General features: G+C 43.2%; 14 protein-coding genes and 1 pseudogene. 4 read left to right on the top strand and 11 right to left on the bottom strand.

The window, feature by feature from the left end; translation table 11 throughout:
- Nucleotides 1-124: 124 nt before the first annotated feature.
- From BC643_RS05905 to BC643_RS05880, 6 genes are all read right to left on the bottom strand, one after another.
- Nucleotides 125-835 carry a hypothetical protein gene (locus BC643_RS05905; protein WP_120272216.1) on the bottom strand — a complete coding sequence of 237 codons (711 nt, stop codon included), beginning with the start codon at nt 833-835 and terminating at the stop codon, nt 125-127.
- A gap of 23 nt (nt 836-858) precedes the next feature.
- Nucleotides 859-2,763 (bottom strand): hypothetical protein, encoded by a 1,905-nt coding sequence (locus tag BC643_RS05900; RefSeq protein WP_120272215.1) that lies wholly within the window; start codon nt 2,761-2,763, stop codon nt 859-861.
- Between the two features lie 332 nt (nt 2,764-3,095).
- The gene (locus BC643_RS05895) at nt 3,096-3,947 is read right to left on the bottom strand and encodes a hypothetical protein (RefSeq protein WP_120272214.1); all 852 of its coding nucleotides are present in this window, start codon (nt 3,945-3,947) and stop codon (nt 3,096-3,098) included.
- 136 nt (nt 3,948-4,083) lie between these two features.
- Nucleotides 4,084-4,794, bottom strand: coding sequence for a hypothetical protein (locus BC643_RS05890; RefSeq protein ID WP_120272213.1), 711 nt, complete (start codon nt 4,792-4,794; stop codon nt 4,084-4,086).
- 311 nt (nt 4,795-5,105) lie between these two features.
- Entirely contained in the window at nt 5,106-6,248 is a 1,143-nt protein-coding gene (locus tag BC643_RS05885; RefSeq protein WP_120272212.1) for a beta-ketoacyl-ACP synthase III, read from the bottom strand.
- Between the two features lie 71 nt (nt 6,249-6,319).
- A complete protein-coding gene (locus tag BC643_RS05880) occupies nt 6,320-6,907 on the bottom strand; it encodes a TetR/AcrR family transcriptional regulator (protein WP_120272211.1) in 588 nt (195 codons plus the stop codon).
- Nucleotides 6,908-7,459: 552 nt separating this feature from the next.
- On the opposite strand from BC643_RS05880, the gene BC643_RS05875 reads away from it, so the two are divergent.
- The 3 genes from BC643_RS05875 (at nt 7,460) to BC643_RS05865 (ending at nt 9,386) form a co-directional block, all read left to right on the top strand.
- Entirely contained in the window at nt 7,460-8,032 is a 573-nt protein-coding gene (locus BC643_RS05875; RefSeq protein ID WP_120272210.1) for a UpxY family transcription antiterminator, read from the top strand.
- Nucleotides 8,033-8,054: 22 nt separating this feature from the next.
- A complete protein-coding gene (locus BC643_RS05870) occupies nt 8,055-8,666 on the top strand; it encodes a Crp/Fnr family transcriptional regulator (protein WP_147377149.1) in 612 nt (203 codons plus the stop codon).
- A gap of 417 nt (nt 8,667-9,083) precedes the next feature.
- Complete coding sequence (locus BC643_RS05865; protein WP_147377148.1) at nt 9,084-9,386, top strand: hypothetical protein; 303 nt, start codon at nt 9,084-9,086, stop codon at nt 9,384-9,386.
- Between the two features lie 78 nt (nt 9,387-9,464).
- On the opposite strand, the gene BC643_RS05860 is transcribed toward BC643_RS05865, so the two are convergent.
- The 4 genes and pseudogenes from BC643_RS05860 to BC643_RS23740 form a co-directional block, all read right to left on the bottom strand.
- Nucleotides 9,465-10,820, bottom strand: coding sequence for a RagB/SusD family nutrient uptake outer membrane protein (locus BC643_RS05860; RefSeq protein ID WP_120272207.1), 1,356 nt, complete (start codon nt 10,818-10,820; stop codon nt 9,465-9,467).
- Nucleotides 10,821-10,826: 6 nt separating this feature from the next.
- Nucleotides 10,827-13,979 (bottom strand): SusC/RagA family TonB-linked outer membrane protein, encoded by a 3,153-nt coding sequence (locus BC643_RS05855; protein WP_170154469.1) that lies wholly within the window; start codon nt 13,977-13,979, stop codon nt 10,827-10,829.
- 87 nt (nt 13,980-14,066) lie between these two features.
- On the bottom strand, nt 14,067-14,876 hold the full coding sequence (locus BC643_RS23590) for a DUF3738 domain-containing protein (protein ID WP_245994869.1): 810 nt from the start codon (nt 14,874-14,876) through the stop codon (nt 14,067-14,069).
- 87 nt (nt 14,877-14,963) lie between these two features.
- Nucleotides 14,964-15,353 (bottom strand): annotated as a pseudogene (locus BC643_RS23740) (TlpA family protein disulfide reductase); the annotation flags it as partial.
- Between the two features lie 938 nt (nt 15,354-16,291).
- On the opposite strand from BC643_RS23740, the gene BC643_RS23735 reads away from it, so the two are divergent.
- Complete coding sequence (locus BC643_RS23735; RefSeq protein WP_120274166.1) at nt 16,292-16,477, top strand: helix-turn-helix domain-containing protein; 186 nt, start codon at nt 16,292-16,294, stop codon at nt 16,475-16,477.
- Nucleotides 16,478-17,519: 1,042 nt separating this feature from the next.
- On the opposite strand, the gene BC643_RS05840 is transcribed toward BC643_RS23735, so the two are convergent.
- A complete protein-coding gene (locus tag BC643_RS05840; protein ID WP_211337994.1) occupies nt 17,520-18,680 on the bottom strand; it encodes an acyltransferase family protein in 1,161 nt (386 codons plus the stop codon).
- Nucleotides 18,681-18,763: the final 83 nt, after the last annotated feature.

Raw genomic sequence — 18,763 nt, 5'->3', positions numbered from 1 at the left:
TGAGTTTTGGAATTAGCGAATTCTTACTATTCGGATTGATACCGAGAATTGATTTACTGGGAATTCGTAAATTAATGATCTGACTGTCGTGGTGGTCGAAAGCAACTGTTATTACGAAGTAACCTTATTTGAAATGAAATTCGAGTCCTATCGAAAAATTCAATCCACTCCACTTTGGATATTGGGTTGCTTTCCAATCTTTGTTGTCTTTGTAATGATACTTTGGATCCAGATCAAAAGCATATGCAGCAGCCGCGGTCAGTGAAATCTTGGGACCAAGTTGGTAAGCACATTTGATTGCAGGGGAGACGTGCCAGCTGAGTCCTTTGAATTCATCAGTACTTTGTTGATTTTCGTATTGTCCGTTATCTCCCAACTCGAAATCAGTGTCCATTTTCCAAGAGCTGAGGTTAACGCCGCTATTTAATTGTATACAAGCCTCAATCCTATCGGAAGAAACTAGTGCATAGTCTATTTTCAATGCGATCTGATGAGTATGAATATACTGGTCGAAAATGAATTGCCCTGAATAATCGCGACTTCCAACTCTTGAGCCGGAGTAGTGATATTCATAGGAAGGACCAATGTCGAAGTGATTAAAAAGCTGGTATTGAAGATAGGTGCCGAAATAAAATGATGGTTTATAATCATTGATAACCTTACTCTCGAACGGCAACGAATTCATTACGCTGGTGTTGACTGCTTTCAGTTCATCCTGGGCGAAAAAGTCATAGCCGCCCATTATACCAAACTTCAGGTTTTCAGCTAACGTTTGTGCTGATAATTGGCTGACGGCAACCAAGGACAGTATGAATATAAGTTTTATCTTTTTCATGGAATTGTGTCTTGTAAATAGCTCTATTCAGATAAATACTCGTCAATAGGTATTGATCTCCCGTTGCCGGCAAATACAGTCCCGTTGTGGAAGAGTAATGGTTCTCTGCCGCTAAAGAATACAGCTTTGGTTTTTTGACCTGTTTTGAGGTCGAACAAATAGGAATACTTTTGAACTGGAAATGCGTGATATTGAGTAATAGCACGTTCCGTAGTAAAATCATAAGCAACCGGAACAAAATGCGTGGGAACACTTGCAGAATAGATCAACTCAAATGTCCGGGAATCTCTGATTTCAATCAGGTAATCGTACATGTTGTTCCAGTGCGATACAACCAGTTGGTTGGTCTCCGCAGGGCCATACATCTGTACTTCCCAGCTGTCTTCCAGTACCCCGGATACACTTCCTAATTCGGTTAATTGGGTGCCATCGAATTGGTAGTAGATTAAATCTGTGGTGTATTTACTGTAAACATTAGCCATGACAGCTAGATTTTTTCCATCGCCAGAAATAAGAACTTTTCGGGGATAAAGATCAGAGCCATATTCCTTCTCCAATAGTTTTTGTCCTGTTGAAGCATCGTAAAGGCAAAAGTGTTTGAAATAATCGGTCGTTCCAATTAATCCATTGTTGGATATAGAGATTCCGTTTAACTGGAGATTGTACCCGTCAAATCCATCAATCGCAGTTTCACTTAGAATCGAAAAGTCGGAGCTTTGACGAATAACCAACTTGTGATTCTCCAGGTATCCAAAGCAATTGCCATCAGGAGAACCATAAATCATCCCCGTGTAGCCATTTCCCTCAAGATTGATTGTGATTGGTTCTGAACTTTCACCAGTTTCAAGCGCATATTTAAAGATGGTTTTGTTTTTGTAGAGGATGAGGGAATTATCAGCAACAACCCGGAAAGCTTCTTCAAATCTGGGAATGGAATCTCCCAAAGCGAAAGTAACTACTCCTCCTGAGGTGTTCAGAACGGAGTGATAATTATCATAGCCTTTGGGGATATAGCGAAGTTGAGCCTGGTAGTCTCCGGCAAAACCTATCTTTTGATCCAACGTGATTGTTGTGTCATTCAAATCTTCCAGATCATATTCTTCTTTCGTCCCGTAGTTGGGGACAGATGTCATGATACAGTATTGGCTGACAAAAGATTCGTTTTTTGAGCGGTTCCACTGCAGGTCAACGGTGCAATCCGGATTAACCTGCACTACTGGTGGCTCAATTGGCATGTTGAAGCCGGCAAAATCAATGTTGAATCCGGAATTCTTATCAATAAGTTTGATGGTGTAATTCGAATAAATTCCCTCAATATAATTCGAGTCTATGTAGTAGTTTATCGCCGGATCTTCGATGTTTACTATTTGTCCGGATGATCCATAATTTGAGATACTTAATTCATAATGATCAAAATCTGCATACGGGTATGCCGTCCAGTTTATTTTGATTCCTTCCGGAATAGCTTCAACAGTTGTGAATGCAAATTCCCGTTTGGCTTCTTTATTGATGATTACCGGCCAGATCAATTCGTACCCATAGGCTTCGCTGCCGATTTTATCAGCAATACTTCCCGAATTCGTTGAGGTATACGTGGTAATTTTTAACTGGTGAATCCCGTCGGACAGGGAAGTAGCCGGAATATAGGCTCTCACTTTTTGATTGGATTCATAGTTCACATTGCCGATTTCGGTATTGTCTAGTGCAACCTTAATTTGATACAATTCCCTGTCGCCGGTTTCAACTTCGTAGCTTATCCAGGTATTTTCAGAAAGCTTTAGCGTATCCATTTCAGGGTTGAGCTCGAAGAAGATCTCTGGAGCGATTTCAGGCGGTTCTTCAATATCGGATAGTGGAACTTCAGAAGGCGAAAATTCACATGCGAATAGAGCTAAAAGAAGAATTAGCGCAGCGATATTCCTTTTCATAGGTTGGTTGATCTCTGGTTTAGCAAGAGTAAATATAATAAATTTTGATTGATTGTCGTCTTTTTGAATTTTTCGTTTTTGGCGATTGAAAGCTAGCAGAGTTCTCTGCTGGAGTGGGTTACGGTTACTCCTCAAATTTACCGCAAGATATTGATCGCTTCCCGGAACAAATGTAAAAGGCTACAATACATGGAATAAAATAAATTCGATTAACTAAAAGAGAAATGAGTGTTTTCGATAAAAAGACAACTGGAGATCTCTTTCGTTATGAGAACTCCAGTTGTTCACAGCTAAAACTCTAGCGAATCACATAGAGCCTTGTCTTTTCGTTTTTAGTCTTGATTTCTAAATCCCCTAAACGTTAATGCAACTTTATCGATGGTATGTTCCGGATATTTGGATTGGTAGATGTCAGTTAAATCTTGAGTAAAAAGGAAATATTTCCCATTTCCGTCTTCTTCCTCGATCAAGTTGTAATTGAATGTTATGTCATTGTATATGAAAGACAAATCAGTCAGGCTATAGGTGTCTGTTGAAGTGAAATTTCCACTGTATATTTCTCCGGATGTATCTTTTAATTGGTATGTTCCACTAGTTAGCGTGCTACTTGCCAGCGTTAACGGTCGCAAGCTTAGTGTATACTTTGTTTCTAATTCGTCGGTAATTTCATTTTTCAGAGCATCATCGTCTACATCAATGGTGTATGTTGGAGTTTCAAGTGAAATAATTGTGTAGTCTATTGTTGGGACGTTGATGTAAATTCCCGCAAGATAATAGTCTAAATCAGCACTGTAATTGTAATCGTCTCTTCGGAAACTTACAAATACCCCAATGCCAAAGATACCGGACTTATTCGTTGAAAACAGGTATTGATATTCTCCTTTATCTTCGAAATTGAAAGGGTCGATCCCTGTCTCCGATTTATCTACGGAATAGTCTAATGAATAGTCCAATACTTTAGAAGTGTCTGAAATATCGACATAGAATTGAAAGGTATCTGCCAGGTTAATCGTAATCGTGTCTAAATCTGTAAGCGCTTCTCCGCTTATTCCATCAGTAGAGTAGTACAGTTGGACGGTATTGGTGTCATCTTCCGGATCGTCCGGTTCATCCGTGCTTTTATTGCAGCTCGACGTAAATGCTGAGACTAAAATAAATGGGAGAATTTTGAGAAAATTGTTCATGGCTTTTCGTTTAAAGAGTTAACAGAAAGTAGAGATCTTGAGAACCCTGTTATGTTGAAAAAGTTAAGAGTCTCTAAAATAAGAGAATACTGTCTTAGTCTTAAAGGCAGTATTCTTAAGGAAATTTACCTAGTTTCTATATTGCATAGAATCTCCATTGCATGTTATTCCTGTAGTCAGCATCGTAATTAAAAGTAGTCGGTATTGCAGGGATCCAATAAACAATATCATTATTGGTTGTGTAAGCAATACCGTAGATATAAGTTGTGAATTTATACAGGGAATTCGAAACGATGGTATCCACATGATATCCTCTTTGGTCTGTATCATCGGGACTTGCTCCCATTACATCTGTATTCAAAATTTCGGGATAAACATCAAAGCCGCCTGTTGAAATGGTTGCTGTTATTGCTTTGCAGGTAATGTAATAATTGCCTGCGGTAAAGTTAAAATTTGATGCCTGGGTCGCATTAATGCTTGCGTAAACCCCGGAGTAGAGTGTAGAATACGTTGTATACCCGGTAACTACAGTATAGGCGTCTTCCGTGCTAGTTGTTGTTGATTTTGTTTGTAATTCAATAGAAGAATCCGACACTGAAATAGAAATATTTTCAAACCCCGGAATTAAATTGTCAATTGGTATTGGTGAATCTGAAGACGACGTATCAAGCATTGCAATGATGCTTCTCATTTCTTCCGAAATGTAAGGTTCTGAATCTACTCCTGATATTAGGCCGACGTAAGTAGATTCTTGGCCCTCCTGTATTACCTGTTCGTTGCTTTCAGAGCAGGAGTACATTACAAAAGCTGCAAGAACAGCAGCAAAAATTGAGGTTGTTTTTTTCATGGTGTTTCATTAATTAAATTGATAAAATTTTACATCGTATTTTAATGTCTATCTAGTGATATGTGAAGAGTGTAATTTTTGAAATCAATCTGTGTTGGCTTCTTCGTTTAAGTATGTGTAAATAGAGATACACGGTTGACGAACGTTGACTTTCGAATTATAAATCAGAGAAATAAGTAGTAATGTTTTAGTCAACTAACCCCTTTTCATGGGGTGTAAATGATATGAATACCTCAGCTATCAATTCGGAGCTGAATTTTGCAAGTGTATCGCTGTCAGTCCACTTGCATGCGGCTAATTCTGAAATTTGTTTAATACACGACAGTTAATAACGCTGTGCCATACGAAAACCGTCCGCTTTCCGGCACCAAAAGCAAAATTTTATCGTTGATCTTCAGTTGTCCGGCTTGCAGTAAATCATCCAAGGCGGCAAAGATTGACGCCGACGCAATATTTCCGATCTCCGTCAGGTTCGTGAACCACTTCCCGGTTCCAAGATCGAGATTTCTGGCTTCAATTTCCTCTGCTAACTTCCCGTAGAAAAACATGGATGAAACATGCGGAATGACGTAGTTAATTTCAGAGCTGTCAACGTTGTGTTTTTGCAAACATTCTTCAATATGGTCAACCCAATAACGGATGATATTGGGTTTCAAAAGGCGAATATCTTGTTTGACAGTAAAGACTGAGCGATTAATTAATTCCTGACTTTCAAATTCCTTCCAGCTTTTTAATTCACCGTCATTTCGTAATTCTGCGCCCATAAACATGCAGGTAGGTAGCTCGTTGGCATAGGAAGTCATTTCAATCCATTCTACTTTTAAAGAAAGACCATTCTCATTTTTCTTATCCGAGAGTAATACCGCGCTGGCTCCATCGCTGAGCATAAAGCGTAAAAAATCTTTCTCAAACGCCATGTAAGGATCTGTTCCAACTTTAGTACAATATTCGTATTCTTCCTCGTAGTTCTTAGAAAGAAGGGTAGGAGATGCCAGTTCTGAGGTGGAGCAGATCGCTTTGTGAGCTTGTCCGGACAGAATACTCATGTAGGCAAGCTTCAGCGCCTGCAGACAGGTCAGGCATACTCCGGCACTACTGTAGATCTCCATAGGCCTGTTTTTCATTAGCCCGTGAACCATTGACGCATGTGACGGTAACAACTGATCCGGATTTCCGGTCGCACAGGCAAGTACATCGATATCGCTCTGGATTTTTCCATCAGGGAAAAGGCCTTTAATGGATTCTAAGGCAAGTTCCGCGTTTGTATGCGTTGTCTGTTGGTTTTTATTCAGCGCATAGTACCGGCATTTGATACCGTTTTGTTTCAGGACTATTCGACGAACCCGGGATGGTTTTCCGTTAACAAGACCTAAATATCGTTCCATGTCCTCGTTACAGACCGGAGCGTTCGGCAAAAATTTGCTGCTGGAAGTAATATAAACGGGTGGATACATAACAATAAAACATACTAATTGGTATGTAAAAGTATACAAAATTACTTAACAATGCACGGTTAAATTGTTAATTAAAGTTTAATTTGCTTGTAAATGTCTAGGTATAGTTGAAGTAATTCTTCCGTGTTAAGGCCATGGGTAAGGCATCGATCAAAAGCTAAGCCAAGAAAACAACTTCGAAATAAAATGGCATACCGATTGGTATCTATCTTTTTTATTTCTTTGGATCGAACAGCGTTCAATAGCACCGTCTCCCACATTGCGAGTTCCTGAATGGAGTTTTGGGTCATGATTTCCGCAAAGTTAGGATAGATGCGCGCAGCCTGCAGGTATAAAGCAAAGTAGTTCTTGTAAATATTTATGACGGAGAGAGATAGCATTTTCGACATGGTCTCGTTGATCCCGTTGACGTAGCGATAGATGAATTGTTCAAGCGAGATACCATCGCAATAGTTGAATTTTTGATGGGGATTTTGGGTTTTGATAATATAGGTATCGATTACCTGGTTAAAAATTTCTTCTTTATTCTGAAAGAAATAAAATATAGCTCCTCTTGTTTTCCCAACAGCCTGCTCTAGATCAGCGATGCTGACTTTTTCAAAGTTGTTATTGAGAAATAATTTGAAGGCCTCAAGGATGATTCGGTCTTTGGTGTTCATTTTTTGTTGTTGATGCTTATATTACAAACTTAAGCAAAAACGATGATTTTTACTGGGTTGTATTATGTATTATAAATAATCCATTTTTAAACTTGATCTGATAATCGATTCTTTCCCAATGTCTTCGTGTAGTTTACTTTGTTGTTTGTGATCATTTCTTTACCAGTCTGTAAATTGTTTTTCAGCATGTTGTGTATGAGTAAAACTAACATATGTTTCAAAAATTAGTGATTTTGAGATCAAAAAGATTTTAAAAGTTAAATAAAATTGCAATTTGTGTAATAATAGTTTAATTTAGAATACCGTATGTACGGTTTTCGGTTGAATTTGCTAACTGATGTGCCTTCGGCATGCTTTCTTAGGACTGGGAGCGCCGATGGCAGTCTCACACTTGGCCGGTGAAAAGGGGATGTTTCATGGCCCGGTGAAAACAGGTGTCCTTTATTTTTTCCTGTTCATCTGTCAATCCAGTTAACTGGTAAATAGCTTGGAGCAGTTTACCTGACTGGTGTTGGTATATCCGGACCTGAATTGAATCAAACAATTCAGCGTATGAGTGGAAGAAAGACAATATCCCCGAAGCGAAATAAGAATGGTGTTATTGCTCCTGTTGGTTCTGTCCCCAAACGGTGGTACCTGTTTTACTTGCGTTCGAGAGCAGAGAAGTCAGTGTGCGTTGAGTTAGAAAGACGAGGCTACGACGTTTACTGTCCAACCTTCAGCTCACTTAGGGTATGGAAAAACAGGCAGAAGAAAGTGGTTGAGCAGCCGCTTTTCCCAAACTATATCTTCGTTTATACCTACGAGTATGAACTGCATACGATTAAATCCTTACCAAGAGTGGTGAATCTTGTTGCCCTGGACGGAAAACCAGCAATTGTTTCGGAGAAAGAGTTAGCAGGAATTAAGCAGATGATAGAATTGGAGCAGGAAATTACAGTGGAAGCGAAGTTCAGTCAGGGTGAGCATGTACGAATTATCTCCGGACCGTTGTCTGGCCATGAAGGAATCCTGACCCGAAAGAATGGCAAAAACAGGTTTGGAATCGCCTTAAAATCGATCAGTCAAACTGCTTTTGTAGATATCGATGTTTCCACCTTGGAGAAAATTGACCGGAAATTATGAACCTTTAAAATAGACCCCCGTTTTGAAAAATCACAGTTTGTTTGATGTCATTTTTCGGCTAAGACCAATGCCTGAAAAATTGACTGATAAGACTTACGCCAGTCAGCTTATTGATGCTGTGAATGAGTGTTTAGTCGTAACCCGCCATCGCCATCGCTATCTACTACTGAACAGCGGTCACATATCAGATTACATGTATTTTGTTGAGCAGGGAACTGTTCGTTGCTTTCATATTGGAGAAAGCACTGGAAGGGAAGTCACGTCGATTATTTGGACGCAGCGGGCCATTGTCTGCGATCCGGTGAGCTTTTTTCAACGTAAAGCCTCAGATGTGAATATTGAAGTGATGCCGGACAGCCGTCTGTTATCAATCTCCTACAGTCACCTTCGTGAGATTTTTACAGCCTTCCCGGAAGCAGAAGTCTTTTCCCGTTGTATTTCGCTCCAGTATGTGTATTATTTCATGCAGCGAAACCGGCAATTATCCGATTGGTCTGCCTGGGAAAGGTATTTGCATTTGTTGAAGACTTATCCGGGAATCGAATTGAGGCTTACAAAAGAGATCATTGCTTCCTATCTGAATATCACGCCGCAATCACTCAGTCGGATGGTACGGGAGAATGGTCATCCATGAACTGGTCTCTTTAGTTGAATTATCTGGTGATTATGAAATCTTTATCCTAAGATAAATTAATATGAAACTTAGGATCAGGTTGTTCTGAATTCAGGACAACAAAAAGGGGAGGCTACTTCCATAATTTTACAAATGATCAAATCTGTAAAGTTATGGACAGTGCATCAACCATCTTACATTATTTCAAATTACTTGTTGTAAGTAGCCGGTATGTGCTGAAATGTCAGATTAAGCCATGGTATTTCCCTCAAATAAATACTGGTAACCCGAGCATTTGGCAACAGGCATTGTTCCGGCGGGGATTCCCGCTGCTAATCTTTCCTGTTTGTGACGGTTGGTCAGATGAATGACCGTCGCAGGCCTTTCCCGCCAAAGCGGAAAATTAACCCCGATTTAAAAACAAAAAAGAATACACGTATGAAAAAGTATGCATTAATTCTCGTAGCTGTAGTTCTGGTGATGAGCACCAGTGCTTTTGTCGTTGCCAATCAAAGCAGTTCGCAACAACAGGCAACCTACTGGTTTTTGATGGATGAATCAGGTGAAAACCTGACAAACATCTCTTCCCAAAGCCAACCTTCGTCCTGTACGGAGAGGTTGGATGAACCGGACTGTGCCCGGCAATACCTGGAAAGCCAAACCGAAATTGTTGGTGGCATACGCCAGGTAAAATCTGCGGAAGTTGATAATTTCATCGACTATCTATCTAAAGATGAGTAAAGAAAGATGCCCGTTAAGCGGGCACCTTCTCAGCTGTTTAATTAGACCCGGGAAACCTGTTCCCGGGTTTTGTTTACGCTACTGTCGTGTGTTCTGGGGAAGATTGGAGAGTTGAAGGACATCATCGGCAATAGGTAAGGTGTAGTTCGGACTGTTTGGCTCCAGGGAGTAAATAGTTCCGTCCAGATACCGGTAAAGTGTTTTGGCTGTTGACGGATCAAGGTTTAAACGCCTAAGATCGGCCCATCGAATACCCCGGAACAGAAGTTCCTTTCGTCGTTCCAGTAAGATCTCCTGTAAAAGCTGCTGCTGATCAGTCAGTGTGACGGGGCTGAATGTACCCTCCCTAAAGCGGGTGACAAGCAATTGGTTCAAGGTGTTGAGAGCCTCCGGTAGAGAACCATTACGTGCCAGACATTCTGCCTTTGTGAGGTAACATTCGTCAATGGCCAGACCGTTAAATATTTGCGTTGAACCATCATAACTACCTTTGAAGGTATAATTTCCACTGACTGTTCTAAACCAGGCTTCTTTACGGATATCATCATTGAGGTACGAATCGTACAATGTTGAGTCGATAATCAGCCGGGAGCTGTTAAGGGGCGTGTAGCGGGTCATCTGGCTATGGAAAATGACTTCACTGTTGTACCTCTCCATGGGATACGATGCCGAAGTATTTAGAGCGTTAAAATCAATCAATTCGTAATTGAAAGCTATTGTCGAGTCGGCAAATGCCAGCGCGTTGTCGTAATCCTGCATCACCAGGTAAGTTCGTGATAACAGCGCATAGGCTGCAGCCTTTACCGGTCGTGTTTTGTAGCTATCCGACTCGGGAAGTACCCGGACCGCTTGCTCCAGGTCGGCCAGAATCCGCTGGTAGGTTTCCTCAACTGTCGCGCGATCGAAGTGAACATTCAGATCAGAAGTTGTTCGCAGCGGCAGTCCGTAGCCGTCGTTGTCTGAATCTGAGTCATAAGGCGGACAGAAAAGCTGGGCCAGCTGATAGAAAGCATGCGCCCGATGAAACAAGCCGCTGCCTTCAAGCTGATCCCACCATTCGGGGTCTTCCGCCCGGTTTATTTCTTCCAGTCCTTCAAGTACATAGTTGGCATAAAATACCTGTTGGTAGCGGTTGTTCCAATCCAGTGAGTTGTTTCCTTCCCAGATTTCTTTGGCCCAGACATAGGCATTTTTTTGGTAAGCTGAAGACAAAGCATTCCAGCGGTCGTATAAAATATAGTAGTCGTCAGAAGATAGTTCGCCCATGCCGGGTAGACTGGCATTATGGATGTTGTAGTAGTCAATCAAGGCTTGCAGATCTTCCAGTGTGGACGGTACCACGAGTTTTGTATCCGGTTTGGTTTCCAGAAAGTCTTCGTTGCAAGCTGTAAGGGCTAAAAGGAATAACAGTAATATCGATGTGTAATGTTTCATAGCTGTTTACAGTGTTAGGTGAATACCCAGTGAATAAGTTCTTGAAGCCGGGTAACTTTGATAGATATAATCCGGATCGAGACCGGACTTGTTTGCCCGCCAGATGATCCCGATGTTGTTGATATAGCCATACAAGGAAACTTTGGCAAACGGTAGCCAGGGGTGTTTGGAGCGGATCAGGTCATAAGAAAGGTTGATATCACGTAACCGGACATGGTCCCCTTTTTCTACGTTGACATCAGCGTTGGCATACACATTATCTCGGTAGGAGTTGGTGCCAACCACGGGCATAGACGGGACATTGGTATGTTGCTCGTCACCCGGAGACAGCCACCGTCTGCTGAATTCTTCGTGTCCTGTCCAGGAGTTGTAAAGGGCGGAATAACTCAGCGAAGGCCTGCGAAAATAGTATCCAAACTTATAGCTGATGTTCACACCGATAGAGAAATCACCAAGTCGAAAATCCTGGCGCAGGGAGCCGTAGCTTGTTGGCAGGGCCGAACCTTCACAAACCAGGTCATCCAGCGTGAGGTTGGACGCAATGTCACTGTAATCACTGGTGATCTCTCCTCCCATGTAAATCTGCGGATCGCCGTTCTCCGGGTTCAGCCCGGCCCACCTAAGGCTGTAGATACTGTAACGGGGATTACCGGGAACAGGGACAGGAACAGAGGTGAAGTAAGCTGATATACTACTACTTTCATAGTCATAGCGGGTGATCCGGTTGGTCTGGTGGCTGTAGAGGAGTCGGCTAGTCCAGTTGAAGGAGCCGAAGGTTTTATTTAGGGTCAGTTGAATATCCAGACCTTGTCCTTTTAGGGCAGAGTTATTACCTGTGAACTCATTGCGACCACCGACCGCAAAACCAATGGTTGGGTCAAGTGGTGATCGGCCGATCAAATCAAAGCCCCGCTTTCGGTAATACTCGATGCTACCCGAGAAAACCCGGTCTTTGCTTGCAAAATCGATTCCGAAATTAACCATCCTGACCTTTTCCCATCTCAGGTTCGGGTTTGGGGGAGTGAGGATCTGCACATAGGGAAGGTCGGTTTCACTATTGGAGTAATAATAGCCGGTAGCATAGGCCGTCAGCGATTTGTTCACGTTTCCGGAGTATCCGTAAGTGGCCCTGAGTTTGAGAACCGGGAGCCACGAAGCGAAAGGGTAAAACTCTTCCGAACTCAGTAACCAGCCCGCACCGGCAGACCAGAGTGGAACACCTTTGTTGTTGGCATCGACCCCGAACAGGTTCGATTCATCCTTTCGGGCACTACCCGAAAGCATATAGCGTTCGCGGAAGGTGTACGATAGATTTCCATAGTACGACCGGTTACGGTCGGTTAGTTCGCTGAGAGAATTGCCGTCTGGAACTCTGTCGGTATAGCCATCCGGATTGAGAAGGAATTGACTGACATAATCCACTGAACTAAAAGTCATCAGCTCCTTGTTGTACCCGTAAACCCGGCTTGAGATCCCAGTTGTGCGTGCCTGCCGGATTTCAGTTCCGGCCAGTACAGTCAGTTGGTGACCGCCGTTCCATGTTTTATCCACATTAAGCTGAATTCGGCCCGAATGCGAATCAATAGCAGTATCACTGTTATCCAGTATCCCTCCTTCAGGGACCGGAAATTGGATGAAACCATCGTCATCCGTGTAGGCGAAGCTGTTGATCAGGTCACGCGTATAGTACATCTCTGTGCTCTGAAGGTGGTGGATGTGGTTGTTCTCGCGCTCGTATTGATAGCGTCCTTCTACGTTCAGCCAATCAGTCAGCTGGTATTTCAAGCCCGAGTTGATTCGTAAAGCATCTGTGGCAGAAGTATAGTCGTTCGCCTCCAGATCCTGCAAGGGACGGTACGACCAGTCCAACAAACCATTATCTTCTGCCTGACTGACAAAGTCCGCATTGTAATCCCGAACGATCGCCAGGGGATTCCCGTTATCATCGGCCAGCCGGGCATAGGGGTACAGCCCGTAGGTTCCACCACTGGTTACTGAGGACATACCACTGTTGTTCCATGATTGCTTGCTGTGGGCATAACTGATGCCGGTTGACAGCTCCAGTGATCTTGCCAGGCGGTAATTCATCATGGAATTGATGGTCACCCGGGTTAGTCCGTTGCGCACCAGAGCGTCATCGTTGCGGTCCAGACCGGCACTCAGGTAGTAGTCCATATTGGTGGCACCACCTGTCAGCGATAACGAGTATTGCCTGTTAACACTCGTTCGGTAGAAATATTTATCAAAGTCGCGGCGCACGTCACGGCTTCTGTATTCATCCAGCTGCGCTTCAGCTTCTTCATAATTGATTAACCCGTCTCTTTGAGCAATTAGCAGCTGTACGACAGGTGACATAGCCGGCTGGGTGTAATAACCTTCCATCCAGCTGTAATAGCCCTGTTCAAACAGCGACTGTTCCACATCAATAAAGTCAGATGAGTTTAGAAATTGCGGGCTGTAGAATAAATCGGGCTTTTCGCCCACCGTGACATTGGCATTAAACCCAATGGTTGGTGCGTGTCCCTCTCGTCCTCGTTTGGTGGTAATAACAATTACCCCGTTACCAGCCCGTACGCCCCAGATCGATGCGGCTGCCGCATCTTTTAAAAGGGTGATGCTCTCGATGTCGTTGGGGTTGATATTGTCGATATCGCCCTCATACGGAAAGTTATCGACCACAATCAACGGACTTTCATCCGAGCTGATGGTGCTTTGTCCGCGGATACTCAGTGAAGGAGAGCCGTCAAAGCGCCGGTCAAAGAGCAGGGAGGGCGCGATATCTTCCAGTCGGCTTAGAATGTCTGTACTTACTGAGCGGTTTAACAACTGGTTGTCAACAACCGAGTAGGATCCCGGTGTTTTGTCTTTCGAGAGGGTCTGATAGCCGGTCGAGACCACCACCTCTCCAATGGTCACTGTTTCCTGCTCCAGGTGGATGGTCAGCGGAGCGTCATCATCGGGGACATGAACTGTTTTGCGGGCATAGCCTATATGGGAGACCTGCAGAACGACTGTCTGGTCAGGAACAGTTATTTGAAAATGTCCCAGACTGTCGGTAATCGCGGACGCCTTCAAGTTGGTGGTGGTAATGTACACACCTGGAAGGGCCAGCTCTTCAGTGTTAAGTACAGTGCCCGATAGCTGCCTGTACTGGGCCATCAATTTGGACGTAAATCCTATAGCAATGATAAGTATAGTGGTAAAAATGATTTTTTGATGCATAATAGGGGTTATGGATTGGGTTTACTATTCAATTTGTTTGATCACCAGCATATCAATCGTACAAGGCTCGCGTTGCAGGTACAGCCCGTAGCGTTCGATGTAGTCAGAGAATCGGCTGATATCTTCCTCTTTAGTCGGATAACTGATGTCAATCTCTCCGCTGATACCCGTTTGGTCAACCACCGGAAAGGGGAGCTTGTGGTAGAGGTAGCTCACAGACCGGACAAAGTCATCAAAAGCCAGCTTTCGGCAGGTGCGAATGCCGGACTTATCGAGTGAATTCTCTGGTTCCGGGCTATGGGATGCCAGCTTTTTCTCAGCTCCCGGCTTTTTTCGGAGTACCCAACATTCGACGGTGCGTTTCTCAACGGTTCCGCGGATATGGTACAGCGCCCCGAAAAAGCGGTTCAGGTCTTGGAGCATCAGCTCGTTGGCACGGTCTTTTAGGGTGGGAGGCACAATCAGCTCATAGCTGAAATACTTGTCGCGCACCTCTGGCGCGTAAGCCGGGATCGTCCCCGGCGGAAGTACTTTGGCAGTGTCCAGCTCAAGGATGCAACGATTAGCACGGGCCAGCGGATCAAATCCTCCCAGGCGGAAGACCGAAGTATACAGCTGCCTCACATTGGCATTGAGCGCCCTTAGTTTGTATCGTCCCAGGCTGTCTGTACTGACTCCGCCGGCACCGATGCCGTCTATATAGCCGGTAATCAGAGATCGGTATTGCAGGTCTGATGCTTGGCCCCCGTTACCTTCCAGTAGTAAGGGTTTGGCAGGGTCATAACTAAAGTCGAACTTCTTTTCAGCCAGAGAGCTGAGCTTACCAGAGAGCACGCCCCGTATGTTTTCAGATGTTGCTGCCTGGTGCGCAGTAAGGGCAAAAACCCTACGGTCTTTGATCCAGACCTGGTAGGGGACGCTCTTGTGCGGGAAGAGCTTGTTGAGATATTCACTTTCGGTGACCGAGGGGAGAGAGATGTTGTTTTTCTGAAGAAAGGCATCGATGGTAGCCTCTTTTTGGGTACTTACCAGCAGTACTTGCAGCTTCCCGTCAAACTCTTGTTGTAACTGCTGCATATGTGGCAGGCTTTTGACGCATGGTGCGCACCAGGTTTCCCAGAAGTCGATGATGACAAGCTTTCCGTCAAAGTCGGAAAGCCTGGCAGAACCGCCGGGGTAATTAACGATATGGTCCAGTAAAAGATCCGGAATCGGGTCGCCGATTTCGAGTTGTTGAGCCTGGGTTTGGAAATAGAATTGCAGGGACAGGACACATATAGCTATGCCTGCCAGGTATTTGGTTAATTTCATAGAATTATGGAATTAAGTATTACGGATTAAGTGAATGTATTTTTCAGCTGTTACCAGCTGTTGTTAGTGGCAAGCCAACCAACTCACTCAGGCGACTTAATCTTTTTAGTGTACAGGATCTGACGGTGACGAAGGGAATACACGTCCCAGCATTTAAAAGGCCCGAAATATTCCAAACGTAAGATTAAACCTTGTCGGGGCAGAACAAAAATATATGAGTTAAAGCTATCGAGTCGGAGCATGATCTCTCATTTTATCGGATGTTTAACGCATAAATGGTGGTGTCGTAGTACGAGAAGGGGCGAACCGTTTTGACGGCTGTTCTCCATTAGAGCAGGGCATGCAGGTCGCAGCCCCATGAAAAATGAAAAGTTTTTCATATACTTGGGGTGTTAATTGATTTGAGAAAATGATTAACGATCAGGCCTGCTACACGTCGCCAAACAGTTGTAGCGGGCTTTTGCTTTTATCCTGTTTGATTAAGAATAAATCGCCATAGGCAACACTTTTTATAGTTTAAAGTATATACAATTATCATCAAACCTATTCACAGGTATGATGTAAGCCGGTAAGTAGAGACATTTAAATTGAAAGCGCCTGAAATAAGAAGGGCGCGGACTCAACTTACCGAACTGAGGTACTGGTATACCTGTACACGAATAAGAGAGCCCACGCCCGGGTCGTGAGCCTTTCTAACTTATTATCTCGTGTACATTAAAAATTACCAGTTTTCAGTCCGAGATTCTAAGCGAATGCTTCTAATATTTTTCAACTATTGAAGAAGTCGCAAATGTAATATTTAGGAGCGAAGGTACTAAAAAATATTTAATGGTACATGTACCGTTGATGGAAAATGAAAAAATCTTCCAATTTGTAGTTAAATAGTCTTGCTGTTGGCGACAAAAATTGAAGAATATATAATTGATAGAGTGCGAGAGATGAGGTTGAGCAAAGGACTCTCGCAAATGGCTTTATCCCAGAAGATAGGCATGAGTAGTAGTTTTGTGTCTCATGTTGAGTCTTCCAAAAGAAGAGCTAAGTATAATATTAACCACCTTAATGAGATAGCCAAAACTTTTAATTGTTCGCCCAAAGACTTTTGGCCAGATGCCCCGATCTCTTAATCAACGATCTGATAATTTTGTAACAATTTATCACTGCCGTTTGCTACTATCTGTTTCTTTTGACCACTAAGCTGGTTTTCTTACCTTTGTCGTTCGTCTCAAATGGTAAAGAAGGCCTGTGTCGATGGTTGCGTCGTATCGGGCTTTTTTTTATCACTTGCATTTCAACTTCTTCTTCTGTTCGCCCCGTTGATTTGTTTTAACTCAATTCTTCGATTCATTCATATTTCATGAATAATGCTCCGTGCCTAATAATGGCTGGATGCATCCTACGTTTTACACTAGTAAATTGGAGTTTATTCACGTTCTCGGGAATGTCACCAAAGTAGGGGAGAGTCCCGAGATTCAAATTCGGCACATTAATACAATCAATGATATGCTTGGGAAGAATCGTATATTTGACAGAGGGTATCCCTTGAAGGTAGATTACAACCGCAGCTTGATTGGTTTCTTGAGATATTCCTGGAGCGCGTTTGAGAAATATACAAGAACCAGGAGAACTTCGCGGTTATCGAACTACCGAGGTTTCCGCGGTAGTTCGGAAAGAAGGTAAATTATAGAGTAGGTTTACATTTCAAGTTCGCCTAAAGTTGTTAACATCATTGTCAAAGAAGGTGAACTTGAAAAAAATGGTTTGTGCAAAATCTGCACATACCACTCTTGTGTTTTTGAGATACTCGATGGAAAAGACAATTGATAATTACGCGCTTGCTACTCTAATCTTGCGCTCCATTATTGGTGCAAGTGAGGTAAATGAGATCTCGAACCTTTCCATGCTCTGTATTTTTAGTCAAAATTACTCGCGGGCTCACTATCGTCAGTGAAGATTAAGTGGAAGTATGGTTACTCCTCAAATTTGCCGAAAGTTATTGATCGCTTCCCGGAACAGACAAGGGTATATGAATCCCGCTCTCGCGTTCCCCTTGCCTTAATCCGCGACAGCTCAATGGTAAAAACTCAAAATTTGAGTTTAACCGGCGAGCATGGAGCACCCCACCGTAGCAACAGAAGCCAGGCCAATGTGAATCGGTGCATAGCCTTTTTATTTAGCTGCCTTTGACATGAATTTCTTCGACAGCCATTTCCGAACCGGAACATCATAGAATTTAAAAAGTCCATGTGCCAGAGCAACGGTCACAAGGAGCAAAGCTGCAGATATCAAAACTAAGGTTGTTTTAGCGTAAGGTGAAGTATTTATAAACTCTTGGTTCTTAGCAATCCATGCCATATAGATATAGATGAAAGGGTAATGAATGATATACAGCGGGTAGGAAATGTCGCCAAGGAAACGACTCAGCTTAGATGCCAGTTTTGTTTTCAATTCCCCGCTAGCACCAATGTATACGATAAGGGGAAAAATCAAGATAATCGTCACTGAATCATAAAGTCCATTCATCCAGACTGTCTCGTGTGTCCCAATTCTTGGGATTGCCAAAAAGACAAACAGGACTAAGCTGGCCCATGTAAACGCATTTTTGATTTGCCCCGGTTTTGCAATGCGCGACAGTAATAGACCGGCAAGAAACGGATAGAGCAGTCGGGTAAAGCCGATTCTCAATTGAACAGGATCGATGGACCAGCCGCCTATTACGTCTCCATGAGGACTGGTTACAGCAAGATGAATAAGTGCTGCTCCGGCGATGAATACCAGGATTGCCAAAAATGTATTTGACAGTTTGCGAATGAACAGCGCATACAGAATGTTTCCGATGTACTCAAAAAACAGTGACCAGGCTGGGCCATCCAGAGGGTGCATTTCAGTCCAGCCTCGTATATCCAACGAATGACCAACTGGAATTAAGGTAAAACCGATTACCATAACCAGTAACATTTTCCAAACTGGCGTTTGAGCGATCGCAGGGAAAAAATAGGAATCTTGCAGATAGAACGTTGCCGCACCAATGAGCATACCCACAATAATCATCGGGTGCAGGCGGACTAAACGTCGCTTAAAGAAATCCCTCAGGCTCATTTTCCCCCAACGGTCGTCATAGGCATAGCCGATAACGAAGCCGGAGAGCACAAAGAAGAAATCGACAGCCAGGTAACCATGGTTAATGATTTGTTTGGTGTGGTCGCCGCCGGTAAAGGTTTCGAGGATGTGAAACAACACCACGATGATCGCTGCAACACCACGTAATCCATCCAGAATCTGGTAGTGTTTCTTTGTATCGGAAAAGTTGTTTAAATTCAGAAAACTCATAATCATTAGGTTGTTTAGTTTATGTGTCAAAAATACATTAAGCAGTAATTGTTTATTTGTCCTATTTTTGGTTTTTATTGTCG

Source organism: Mangrovibacterium diazotrophicum (assembly GCF_003610535.1).
Classification (GTDB): Bacteria; Bacteroidota; Bacteroidia; order Bacteroidales; family Prolixibacteraceae; genus Mangrovibacterium; species Mangrovibacterium diazotrophicum.
The sequence above is the reverse complement of the archived record's forward strand: the minus strand, read 5'-3'. Positions and strand labels throughout refer to the sequence as shown.